Consider the following 11,921-nt stretch of genomic DNA (forward strand, 5'->3'; position numbering starts at 1 on the left):
CAGGACGATCGGCCGGTTGCCGACAGGTCCGGTGCTGCTGTGGAGGGGCACTACTGGCCGATCGTGTCCAGGGACGCCGGGATGCTGTCCAGGTAACCCTTGATGTTGCGGGCCGTCTCGGCCACGGAGTCTCCGCCGAACTTTTCGGCGACAGCCTCGGCGAGGACCAGCGCCACCATGGCCTCCGCGACCACGCCGGCGGCGGGGACGGCGCAGACGTCGGAGCGCTGGTGGTGGGCCTTGGCGGGCTCGCCGGTGCTGACGTCGATGGTCTTCAGGGCACGCGGAACCGTGGCGATGGGCTTCATCGCTGCACGGACGCGCAGCACGTCTCCGATGCTCATGCCGCCTTCGATGCCGCCGGCACGGTTGCTGGCGCGCACGATCTTGCCGGCTTCGTCACGGACGATCTCGTCGTGGGCTGCGGAGCCGCGCCGGGCGGCGGTCAGGAAACCGTCGCCCACTTCGACGCCCTTGATGGCCTGGATGCCCATCAGGGCCGCTGCGAGGCGGGAGTCGAGGCGGCGGTCCCAGTGGACGTAGCTTCCCAGCCCAGGCGGCAGGCCGTAGGCGAGGACCTCGACGACGCCGCCGAGGGTTTCACCTTCCTTGTGGGCGGCGTCAACCTCGGCCACCATGGCATCCGACGTTTCCCGGTCGAAGCAGCGCAGCGGGTCCGCGTCCAGTGCCAGCACGTCGGACGGGACCGGGAGCGGCCGGCCTTCCGGGACGGCAACGCTGGCGATGGACACGGTGTGGCTGACCAGCTCGATGCCCAGGTGCTTGAGGAACTGTGCGGCGACGGTTCCCATGGCAACGCGGGTGGCGGTTTCGCGGGCGCTGGCGCGTTCCAGCACGGGGCGGGCTTCGTCGAAGCCGTACTTCTGCATGCCGGTGAAGTCGGCATGGCCCGGACGCGGCCGGGTGAGCGGGGCGTTGCGGGCCTGGTCGGCCAGGAGTTCCTGGTCCACCGGGTCGGCGGACATGATCTGTTCCCACTTGGGCCATTCAGTGTTGGCCACCTGGACCGCAACGGGGCCGCCCTGGGTTACGCCGTGGCGGACACCGCCCAGGATGGTCACGACGTCCTGTTCGAACTTCATCCGGGCACCGCGGCCGTAGCCGAGCCGGCGGCGTGCCAGGGAGTCTGCGATGTGCCCGCTGGTGATCTCAACACCGGCGGGGACGCCCTCAATAATTCCCATCAGAGCCGGACCATGGGATTCACCGGCAGTCAACCAACGCAACATATATTCCATCCTGCCACGGAGGGCGGTTACAAAGCCCGTCGGGGAAGGCCGACTGAGGCGCACATCACATCTATGACGGCCGCGTCCACGTCATCTCCGCGGCCGGTGAAAAGCCGTACCTGCTCCACCGCCTGGTAGAGGAGCATCTCCAGCCCGGGGACCACGCGTCCGCCGCCGGAGTGCCACACGGAGGCGACCAGGCTGGGCCAGGGATCGTAGGCGACGTCCAGCAGGACACCCGGCGTCTCCGTCTTCAGTGCCGCGACCGCGGAGGCCAGGCCGTCGGCGGCGCGGGGCGGCAGCGTGGAGATGACGACGTCGGCCGCGGCGGTGGGCACGGCGGCGTCGGCCAGGGTCCGCACATCCAGGGCGACGCCGACGCTCGCGGCAGCGGCACGGACATCCGTGGTGCGGGCAGGGTCGCGGACAAAGAGCTGGACACTGCGGGTCCCCAGCTCGTGGAGCGCAGCGACAGCCGACGCTGCCGTTCCCCCGCCGCCAAGGATCACCGCTGACGGCGCGCTGCCTGCGCCGGCGTGCCGGAGGGCGTTGACGATTCCCGTGACGTCGGTGTTGGATCCGATGGCGCGGGCGCCCCCGGCAGCGTCCTCGAAGGACACAGTGTTGACCACGCCGAGGGTCCGGGCGATGCCGCGGACTTCGTCAACGTGTTCCAGCATGGCGGTCTTCAGCGGCATGGTCACCGAGAGGCCGCGCCAGCCCGGCTGGCGCCGGATCTGTCCCATCAGGCCCGGGAGCAGTTCTTCGGTCACGTCGATCGCCGTGTAGCTGATGTCCGCACCCAGCCGTTCGTAGGCGGCGAGGTGCAGCGCCGGTGACTTCGAATGGCTGATCGGGTGTCCCAGGACGGCTGCCCTGGGACTCACGTGCAACGGCCTGCGTTGGCCCGGCACCAGCTGTTGTACTCCTCGACGTACACGTTGTGTTCGGCAAGGGTGCGGGCGAACTTGGTTTCCTTGGTGTCCAGGTTGACCGTTACCCAGAACAGGTAGTCGTTGGTCTTGGGCCGGGCGGCAGCGTCGATGGCGGTTTTGCCGGGTGAGCCGATAGGCCCGGGCGGGAGGCCGGGGTTGGCGTAGGTGTTGTAGGGGTTCGACTTGTCCTGGCGCTGTTCGTCGGTGAAGTTGTAGCTCTTGGTGCCCAGGCCGTAGGTGACCGCCGAGTCGACCTGCAGGAAGCCGCCGGTCTGGTCGTTGGGCTTGAGCCTGTTGTAGATGGCCCCGGCCACGTCGCCGTACTCAGCCTGCCCGCCTTCGGCCTGCACGATGCTGGCGACGATCACGGACTCGTACTGCTTGCCGGGGTCGCTGATGCCCTGTGACTGGAGTTCCTTGACTGTCTCGTCCACCAGGGACTTCAGGATGTCCTTCCCCGAGGTGCCCAGGGGGAACCGGTACTCGCCCGGGAAGAGGTACCCTTCAAGGTTCTTTGCCTTGGCCGGCAGGCCGAACTGTGCAGGATCGTTGCTCAGCGCCTGGAGCTGCTGAATGGAAATGCCGGAACCCTGCGCAATGGCCTGGAGCGATTCGTTGATCCGAAGTCCCGCACTGAGTGCGAAGTAGATGACTTTGGTCTTGTCCTGTCCCAGGAGGACATCCACGGCGTCCTTGTTTTTCATCTCGGACTTGAAGGTGTAGTCACCGGGTGACAGCGTACCGCCGGAGGCGCTGAAGGCCTGGAGGAACGTGTCGGCGTTGGCAATGACGCCTTTGCTCTCAAGGTCGGTGGCCACCGAGCGGGTCCCCTCGCCGTTGTCCACTGTCACCTGGACTTCGCCGGCTCCGGGCCCGGGGAAATCGGACGGTTTGCCGTCTCCCAGGAGGGGTTTGAGGAACTGCGCGCCCACGGCCACGGCGGTGACGAATACGGCGAGGGTGAGGAAGAGGGCCAGCAGCCTGCGGCGGCACCTGACCTTCTTGGAGGGCCGGGCCACTACCTTGGTGGCCGACGAGCCGGCGATGAGGCTGTGCACGGCCGGTTCGCCATGGTGTGTCCCGTCGTCGTGGTAGCCGGCACTGTGCACATCGTCGGGGTGAGGTTCAGCGTGGTAGGCCTCATGGCCATGCCCCGCGTCATCGTGGTACTCGTGGCCGTCCGGGTACTGTGCCGGGTCCGCGTAGTGGGGGTCCCCGGCGTATTCGTGTACGGCCGGCGTCGCTGCGGCGGCTTCGTGGTGGTCCCGGTGGTCATCGGCGGCAAAAACCTCACCATGCCGGGCCACATGGTGCCCGGCCTCCGGGTGCTGACCGGCGGGACTCTCCACCGGGTGGTGTTCCTGAATGGACGGCGGCGCATCCGGCGCAGCAGGGACAGAATCGCCTCGGGCCTGCTCCGCATGGACCGGGACCGCGCCCGTTGCCGGTGCCGATGCGGGCGGCGCGGGAACGGCGGGCGGGACAGCCGGGGGCGGCGGAACATCAGCAGTGGAGCCGCCGGCGGTCGCGGCCGGGTGGCTGTGGCCCGGTTCCTGCAGCCCGTCCGTGCCCTGCGGGCCGGTGTCGCCGTAAGCCTGTTCGGTTTCGTAGGCCTGCTCGGGGACAGCGCCCTGCATGCCGGTGTCGAGGCTCTTTTCGCGCGCCCGCAGCTCCTTGCGGGTCAGCGGACGCCCCAGGGCGGGGTCCACCGGACCTGAAGTGTCGTCAATGTTGGCAGGGCTCACTGTTGCCTTCCATTATCTGAAGATCGGGCTGTGTCCCCCGGGGCGGCGCCGGCAGGTTCGTCCTTGGCGATGACCCCCAGGTCCACGGCAGGAGGCGGCGGCGTCACGCGTGAGCCGACGTCCGCTCCCCTGGCTTTCTGCATGTCGATGGCGTGCTGAAGGATACCCGCCGCCGCGACCTGATCAACTACTTTACGGTGGTTCCTGCTGCTCATGCCAGCTTCGTGGAGGTTGCGGTGCGCCGTCACGCTGCTGAGCCGCTCGTCGACGAGGTTGACGGGAACGTCCAGGCCGCGGGCGGCAAGCTCCGCTGCCAGGAGCAAAGCGTAGTCAGCGGCCATCCTTGCCGAGGCGTGTTCCTCGCCCTTCATCGTCCTGGGCAGGCCGACGATCACCTGCGCCGCCCCTAGCTCCTCCGCCAGTTTGGCGATGACCCGGACATCGGAATTTTTCTTCGCGTTCCGGTCGAGGGTTTTATAGGGCGTGGCCAGGATGGAGTCACGGTCGCAGATGGCAACCCCCACCCGGACGGTGCCGACGTCCACCCCTAGTTTGACGCCCTGGGGGTAGCCGCCGGCGTTCACAGGTCCGGCCATGTCAGGACTGGCGCCGTTCCACGGCATCGACAATCGCTGCAAGTGCCGCACCGACCTTGGCGGCGTCGGTTCCGCCGCCCTGGGCGACGTCGTCCTTGCCGCCGCCGCCGCCACCGAGGACTCCGGCGGCCAGGCGCACCAGGGCGCCTGCCTTGACGCCGGCGCCGCGGGCGGCCTCGTTGGTGGCAACCAGGACCAGCGGACGGTCGTTGGCGACTCCGGCGACCGCCACAGCGGCGGCCTCGGAGCCGAGCCGGTTCCGCAGGTCCAGGGCCAGGCCGCGGAGGTCGTCAGCGCCGCTGACCGTACCGGCGTCGTGCGCCAGCACCCGGACACCGGCGACATCCCGTGCGGTGTTCACCAGTTGCGCCGCGGCCGCTGCCAGCTGCTCCTTACGGAGGCGGTCCAGCTCCTTTTCGGTGGCCTTGAGCTTGGCGAGCGTCGCCGAGATCCTGTCGGCAAGTTGGCCTGAGGGGACCTTCAGCAGGTCGGTGAGTTCGGTCACGAGGGCGCGTTCGGCGGCGAGGTGCCGGAAGGCTTCCATGCCCACGAACGCCTCGACGCGCCGGTTCCCGGAGCCCACGGACTGCTCCCCCAGCAGTGAGAGGCTGCCGATCAGCGACGTGTTGGCAACGTGGGTGCCGCCGCACAGCTCACGCGACCAGGCACCGTCGATCTCCACCACGCGGACTTCGCTGCCATAGTTCTCGCCAAACAGTGCCATCGCACCCATGGCCTTGGCCTCGGCAAGGCCCATGATCTTCGTTTCCACGGCGTAGTTGTTCCGGATGGCGAGGTTGGATACTTCCTCGATCTCCGAGCGCGTGGCGGTGCTCAGCCCCTCGCCCCAGGCGAAGTCGAAGCGCAGGTAGCCTGCCTTGTTGAACGAACCGCGCTGGGTGGCTTCCGGCCCGAGGATCTGGTGGAGGGCGGCGTGCACGATGTGGGTGCCCGTGTGCGCCTGCTCGGCAGCGTGCCGGCGTTCACGGTCGACGGCGGCGCGCACCAGCGAATCCGCGCCGATCTCGCCTTCGCGGACGATCGCCTTGTGCACGCTGAGGCCCTTAAGCGGCCGCTGGACGTCCAAGACCTCCACGACGAAGCCGTCGCCGGTGATCAGGCCGGTGTCGGCGGCCTGGCCGCCGGCCTCGGCGTAGAACGGCGTTTCGGCGAGGACCAGTTCGATTTCGTCACCGGTGGCTGCCTGCTGGACCGGGCGGCCCCCGGTGAGCAGGCCGCGGACGCGGGATTCGCCGTCGAGCTCGGTGTAGCCGGTGAAGACCGTTTCGCCCTGCGCCAGGATCTCCTGGAACGCGCTGAGGTCGGCGTGGCCGCCCTTCTTGCCCTTGGCATCGGCCTGGGCGCGCTGGCGCTGTTCCTGCATGAGGCTGCGGAAGGCGGCCTCATCGACCTTCAGGCCGGCCTCTTCGGCCATTTCCAGGGTGAGGTCGATGGGGAAACCGTAGGTATCGTGCAGGGTAAAGGCGTCCTCGCCGGAGAGCGGCTTGTTGGCGGCCTTGGACTCACGGACCGCGTCCTCGAGCCGGGCGGTTCCGGACGCAATGGTGCGCAGGAAGGCCTTCTCCTCGGCGTACGCGATGCGGCTGATCCGGGCGAAGTCGGTTTCCACCACCGGGTAGACGCCCTTCATGGCGTCGCGCGAGGCCGGCAGCAGTTCCGGCAGGCAGGCCTGCTCGACGCCGAGCAGCCTCATGGACCGCACGGCACGGCGGATCAGGCGGCGCAGCACGTAGCCGCGGCCCTCGTTGGAGGGGGTGACGCCGTCGGAAATGAGCATGAGGGCGGAGCGGACATGGTCAGCCACCACGCGCATCCGGACGTCGTCGACGTGGTGCGGATCGTCCTCGGTCTCGGCGGAGGTGTACTCCTTGCCGGACATTTCGGCTGCCTTGTCGATAACGGGCCGGACCTGGTCGGTCTCGTACATGTTCTCGACGCCCTGCAGGATCATGGCCAGCCGCTCCATGCCGAGGCCGGTGTCGATGTTCTTCTTGGGAAGTTCGCCCACGATGTCGAACTCAACCTTGGAACGGACGTTCTCGATCTGGTACTGCATGAACACCAGGTTCCAGATTTCGATGTACCGGGTTTCGTCCGCCAGCGGACCGCCCTCGATGCCGTAGGCGGGGCCGCGGTCGTAGTAGATCTCGGAGCAGGGGCCGGCGGGGCCCGGCTGGCCCGTGGACCAGTAGTTGTCCGACTTGCCCATGCGCTGGATGCGCTCAGCGGGGACTCCGGTGTTCTTCAGCCACAGTTCCTCGGCTTCGTCATCCTCTTCGTAGACGGTGACCCAGAGGCGTTCGGGCGGAAGGCCGTAGCCGCCGTCGTCCACGGACGTGGTCAGCAGTTCCCATGCGAACTTGATGGCGTCTTCCTTGAAGTAGTCGCCGAAGGAGAAGTTGCCGCACATCTGGAAGAAGGTGCCGTGGCGGGCGGTCTTGCCGACTTCTTCGATGTCGCCGGTGCGGATGCACTTCTGCACGCTGGTGGCGCGGGAGTAGGGCGGCTCCTCCCGTGCGGTCAGATAGGGAATGAACGGCACCATGCCGGCCACCGTGAACAGCAGCGACGGATCGCTGGAGACCAGCGACGCGGAGGGAACCGCTGTGTGGCCCTTGCTGACAAAAAAGTCCACCCAGCGCTTGGTGATCTCCTGCGATTTCATGAGCTGTTTCTTACCCTTCTTGCTCCGCGCTTGGACCGCGCGGAAAGTTCGTTCAGGTGGCAGGGCCCGTCAGGGCCCCTGCCGGATTGGTGCGGCTGCCGGTTGCCCGGCTCCGGGGGTCAGCGGCGGGCCGCGTCCGCGGGATCGACGCCGAGGGCGGTCCGCAGGTCTGTTTCGCGTTCCCGCATGCCGGAGCGTACGGCGTCGGCGAAGTCGTAGACGCCGTCGGCCAGCCTGCCCACCGCCCGGTTGAGGCCTTCAGGGCCAAGGGTGGACTGGGCTTCGGTGACCTTGCGGAAGGCAATGACTCCGATGGCCACGCCGATTCCCATCCAGACAAGTCGTTTCATGGTGCTACTTTCGGAGCTTAGCGGCTGCGGCGGCCGGTGGCGGGCTTCTTGCGGTTGGACAGCGCACTGCGCACGCCGTAGCTGAACGCCGCGACCTTGATCAGCGGCGAACCGACGGTGGCCGCCACCAGGGACGACAGGGCCGAAAGGTTCGCCGAGGCATCCGAGACGTTGGACGAGATGCCGTCCACCTTCTTCAGCTGCTGGTTGGTGGTGGTCACGGTGGCCGTCACCTCATCCATCAGCGGCGTTGCGCCGTCGCTCAGTGACCGGATGGCAGTCCGCACCTCGTCAAACACCTTGCCCAGCTTCAGGATGGGCACGGCGAGCAGCAGCACCAGGAGCGCAAACACTCCGGCGGCGACCAGGCCGGCGATATCGCCACCAGTCATAGACGTTCATCTCCTTGAAATCCTGTGGTCCGGAACCGTTCTGCACGCATCGCGGACCGCGTTGCGCAGATGTCCCCCAAGTACCTTACATACAAAGAAGCCCGCGGCGCTTGCCACGGGCTTCTTTGGATACGCTGCTGGGATTTAGCGTGCGTAGAATTCGACGACGAGCTGCTCTTCGCAGGTCACCGGAACTTCGGAGCGCTTGGGACGGCGGACCAGGCGGGCCTGCAGTGCCTCGAGCTTGACGTCCAGGTAGGCCGGGACGGCGGGCAGCACGTCGCGGTGGGCGCCGGCTGCTGCAACCTGGAGCGGAACCATGGTTTCGCTGCGGCTGTGGACGTGGATGAGCTGGCCTTCGCCGACGCGGAACGACGGGCGGTCAACGCGGACGCCGTCAACCATGATGTGGCGGTGCACAACGAGCTGGCGGGCCTGGGCGATGGTGCGGGCGAAGCCGGCACGCAGCACCAGGGCGTCGAGGCGGGTTTCGAGCAGTTCGATGAGGTTCTCACCGGTCAGGCCCTTGGTGCGGCGGGCTTCCTCGAAGGCACGGGTCATCTGTGCTTCGCGGATGCCGTACTGGGCGCGCAGGCGCTGCTTTTCGCGCAGGCGGACCGCGTAGTCGGAGTCCTGCTTTTTGCGGGCACGGCCATGCTCACCGGGGCCGTACGGGCGGCGCTCCATGTACTTGGCGGCCTTGGGGGTCAGAGCGATGCCGAGGGACCGCGAGAGGCGGGCCTGACGGCGAGCACGAGTGTTGTTAGCCACTTGTGTCCTTCCAAATATCTGCGGTGTGTCAGTGTTACTGGCCTCCATGAGGGAGAGCATCGGCCAACCGCTGCCTTTTGCTACTGGGCGCAGGGCACAGTTCCATCAAACGAAAAATTCGGTGGATTGTGCGTCCGTGCCTTGCCAGACAAAGATCAATCCTAGCACGGCGGCTACTTGCCCCTGACAATCTTCCGGAGCCGCTCCAGCCTGGCGGCAATGTCCCGTTCGGCGCCGTTGCCGGTGGGCTGGTAGTAGTCGCGGCCCACGAGGTCGTCGGGCGGGTACTGCTGGGTGGCCACGCCGTGCGGTGCGTCGTGGGCGTATTTGTAGCCCAGCCCGTGGCCCAACTGCTTGGAACCGGGATAGTGCGAGTCCCTCAGGTGCGCGGGAATCCCGTTCCCCAAGCCTGCGCGGACGTCGGCAATGGCCTTGTTGATGCCCATGTAGGCGGCGTTCGATTTTGGCGCGGTGGCAAGGTGGACCACGGCCTCGGCGAGGACGATGCGGCCTTCCGGCATGCCTATCAGCTGCACTGCCTGGGCTGCGGCGACTGCGGTCTGCAGCGCCGTGGGGTCCGCCATCCCCACATCTTCCGCGGCCGAGATGACGATCCGGCGCGCCACGAACCGTGGGTCCTCCCCCGCTTCGAGCATCCGCGCGAGGTAGTGCAGCGCGGCGTCGACGTCGGAGCCCCGGATGGATTTGATGAAGGCGCTGGCGACGTCGTAGTGCTGGTCACCGGCCCGGTCGTAGCGGACGGCCGCCACGTCCAGGGCCCGTTCGGTGTGCCGCAGCCCGACCTTGACCGGGCCGGCCTCGGCGTCGTCGGCGTCGCCGAACGCAACCCCTGCCGCTGCTTCGAGTGCCGTGAGGGCACGGCGGGCGTCCCCGCCGGAAAGCCGGACCAGGTGCGCCAGGGCTTCGGGATCGAGTTCAGCTTTTCCATCGAGCCCCCGGGGATCTTCCACTGCCCGGGTCAGCAGGCCTTCGATGTCGGCATCGGTCAGGGGCTTGAGGGTGAGCAGCAGGGAACGCGAGAGCAGCGGCGACACCACGGAGAAGGACGGGTTTTCGGTGGTGGCGGCCACCAGGACCACCCAGCGGTTTTCCACGCCAGGGAGGAGGGCGTCCTGCTGGGCCTTGTTGAAGCGGTGGATTTCGTCCAGGAACAGCACCGTGGTGGTTTTGTACAGGTCGCGGGCGGTCAGCGCGTCGTCCATGACGCGGCGGACGTCCTTGACGCCGGCGGTGATGGCGGAAAGTTCGACGAACTTCCGGCCCGGGCCGCGGGCAATGACGTGGGCCAAGGTGGTCTTCCCGGTGCCGGGAGGCCCCCACAGGATCAGGGAACTGGGCCCGGCCGGGCCGGCGGCATCGGCCCCGGCCGCCAGTTGGCGCAACGGGGAGCCTTGCCCCAGCAGGTGCTGCTGGCCCACGACGTCGTCGAGGGTGCGCGGCCGCATGCGGACGGCCAGGGGGCTGCGGGGGGACGCGGACGCGGGAGCAGCGGCGGCGGCAGCGTCGTCGTCGTCATTGCCTGGCCCGTGCCCGAAGAGATCATCCACATAGATAGGCTACTTCCAGTCGCAGGGCATTCCCGCCGCGGCTGCCGCCGGCGAAGAGGGAGGACCCATGACCGCACCCGCGCGCGGGCCGGGACCATCGGTCAGGACGGCGTTCGTTCCCGGTTCCCGGTTGCCTGGCTGGGTTGCTCGCTTCGGCGCTGCCCACGGCGGGTTCACCGTGCGTGACGAGGACGACGGCGTGCGGCTTCTGGCGGGCGACGGCGGCAACGCGCTGCTCCAGGCGCCGTGGCCGCCGGACGGGCGGCCGGGACGGGGCGCTGACGTAGTGGACCGGTTGGCGTCGCTGGCCGCCCAGCCGCGCCGGCTGGGCCTGCTCCTGGTGCGGCGCGGCGGCTACGGAATCGGCATCGCCAGTGAAGGGGTCCTGCTGGCGTCAAAGACGGGAAGCCGCTACGTCCAGTCGCGCAGCGCGGCCGGCGGCCAGTCGCAGCAGCGGTTCGCACGGCGGCGTTCCAACCAGGCGGACGCCCTGGTGGAGGCGGTGGCGCAGCAGGCCGCCGAGGTGTTCCGTTCAGCCGCCTTCGAGTATGTGGTGCCCGGCGGCGACCGGGCCCTGGCGGAGCTGGTACTCCAGGACCCCGCGCTGCGTGATTACGCGCAGCTGCCGCGGCTCGCCTACCTCGACGTCGTGGAGCCCAAGGCGGCCGTGTTGAGGAAGGCCGCGGCTGATGCCTGCTCGGTGCGGGTCACTGTAACGGATGCGGCGGCTTAGCCTGCCGTCGTTGGTTGTCAGCAGCCGGTCAGTGCGCGGCGGGGGCGTTCCTGGCGGTAGACGTACCGGCCGGACTCGCGGAAACCGGAGTTTGCGTACAGCGCCTGCGCCCCGCTGTTGGCTGCGGTGACCAGCAGCCAGAAGCCGTGAACGCCGTGCTCCTTGCCGGCGTGGAGCAGGGCCTGCAGGATGGCGGCCGCGAGGCCCTGGCGGCGCGCGTCCGGAAGTGTGGCCATGCAGTAAAGGCCGCCCTGGCCACTGCCGTCCGGGAGGGCAAGGCGCCCGACGGCGGAGGCCCTGCCATCACGGTCCCGCACCAGGGCATACACGGAGGGACAGCCCTTGAGGATTGTTTCGGCGTTGGCCAGGGAGTCTTCCCCGCCACGGCCGTCCACCTCCCACCAGACCCGCAGCCACTCCCCTGACGGCTCCGTGGCAAGTTCCACCTCCGGCGTTCCCCCTGACTGCGGACGGACGTGCCGGGCGTTGCGGGTCATGACCAGGGTTTCGGACTGGCGCGTGAAGCCTTCTGCATCCAGCAGTTGGTGAAGCGCGGAGGCTGCGGGGGTGTCGAAGACCTGGAAGATAACCGGCAGGCGGCGGCTGCGGTACCAGGCCCTGGCATCCCTCAGCAGGCCCGGAAGATCGTCGCTGCCCGCTTCACCGCCGCCCGGTGCCGTGCGCGGCGAGATGGAGTTGGCCCGCTGGGTGACGCCCGCGGCCGCCCGCAGGGTCCAGCCGCCGGCATCATGGCGGTCCGGCGCCGGCCACGCTGCGTCCATGGCGGCTTCAAGGCCAAAGGGTGCGGGTTCGGCCGGGCTCGGTGTGGTCACGGCGTTGTTCCTTCCTTAACGGCAGGAGGTTCCCCGGGCGGACCGGGGAACCTCCAATGCGT

The 11,921-nt window shown here is 68.4% G+C and carries 11 protein-coding genes; 1 reads left to right on the forward strand and 10 read right to left on the reverse strand.

Annotated elements, in window-relative coordinates; genetic code table 11:
• Positions 1-50 precede the first annotated feature (50 nt).
• From aroC to AS031_RS07140, 9 genes are all read right to left on the reverse strand, one after another.
• The gene (aroC, locus tag AS031_RS07100; protein WP_058267418.1) at positions 51-1,250 is read right to left on the reverse strand and encodes a chorismate synthase; all 1,200 of its coding nucleotides are present in this window, start codon (positions 1,248-1,250) and stop codon (positions 51-53) included.
• A gap of 26 nt (positions 1,251-1,276) precedes the next feature.
• Positions 1,277-2,137, reverse strand: a complete 861-nt coding sequence (locus tag AS031_RS07105; protein ID WP_058267622.1) for a shikimate dehydrogenase — start codon at positions 2,135-2,137, stop codon at positions 1,277-1,279.
• Complete coding sequence (mltG, locus tag AS031_RS07110) at positions 2,134-3,930, reverse strand: endolytic transglycosylase MltG (protein ID WP_058267419.1); 1,797 nt, start codon at positions 3,928-3,930, stop codon at positions 2,134-2,136. Before mltG ends, AS031_RS07105 begins: the two co-directional genes overlap by 4 nt.
• Complete coding sequence (ruvX, locus tag AS031_RS07115) at positions 3,927-4,526, reverse strand: Holliday junction resolvase RuvX (protein WP_058267420.1); 600 nt, start codon at positions 4,524-4,526, stop codon at positions 3,927-3,929. The genes mltG and ruvX overlap by 4 nt, the downstream gene beginning before the upstream one ends.
• 1 nt (position 4,527) lies before the next feature.
• Positions 4,528-7,212, reverse strand: coding sequence for an alanine--tRNA ligase (alaS, locus tag AS031_RS07120; protein WP_058267421.1), 2,685 nt, complete (start codon positions 7,210-7,212; stop codon positions 4,528-4,530).
• A 119-nt stretch (positions 7,213-7,331) separates the two neighbouring features.
• Complete coding sequence (locus AS031_RS07125; protein ID WP_228379578.1) at positions 7,332-7,562, reverse strand: DUF6167 family protein; 231 nt, start codon at positions 7,560-7,562, stop codon at positions 7,332-7,334.
• Between the two features lie 17 nt (positions 7,563-7,579).
• A complete protein-coding gene (locus AS031_RS07130) occupies positions 7,580-7,954 on the reverse strand; it encodes a DUF948 domain-containing protein (protein ID WP_058267423.1) in 375 nt (124 codons plus the stop codon).
• A gap of 144 nt (positions 7,955-8,098) precedes the next feature.
• Positions 8,099-8,725, reverse strand: coding sequence for a 30S ribosomal protein S4 (rpsD, locus tag AS031_RS07135; RefSeq protein ID WP_058267424.1), 627 nt, complete (start codon positions 8,723-8,725; stop codon positions 8,099-8,101).
• A gap of 173 nt (positions 8,726-8,898) precedes the next feature.
• A complete protein-coding gene (locus AS031_RS07140) occupies positions 8,899-10,293 on the reverse strand; it encodes a replication-associated recombination protein A (protein WP_058267425.1) in 1,395 nt (464 codons plus the stop codon).
• Between the two features lie 67 nt (positions 10,294-10,360).
• On the opposite strand from AS031_RS07140, the gene AS031_RS07145 reads away from it, so the two are divergent.
• Entirely contained in the window at positions 10,361-11,026 is a 666-nt protein-coding gene (locus AS031_RS07145; RefSeq protein ID WP_058267426.1) for an acVLRF1 family peptidyl-tRNA hydrolase, read from the forward strand.
• Positions 11,027-11,043: 17 nt separating this feature from the next.
• Here the strand turns inward: AS031_RS07145 and AS031_RS07150 are convergent, their stop codons facing one another.
• Positions 11,044-11,808 carry a GNAT family N-acetyltransferase gene (locus AS031_RS07150; RefSeq protein WP_058267623.1) on the reverse strand — a complete coding sequence of 255 codons (765 nt, stop codon included), beginning with the start codon at positions 11,806-11,808 and terminating at the stop codon, positions 11,044-11,046.
• Positions 11,809-11,921 lie beyond the last annotated feature (113 nt).

Origin of the sequence: Pseudarthrobacter enclensis (assembly GCF_001457025.1) — a bacterium.
GTDB classification, from domain to species: domain Bacteria; phylum Actinomycetota; class Actinomycetes; order Actinomycetales; family Micrococcaceae; genus Arthrobacter; species Arthrobacter enclensis.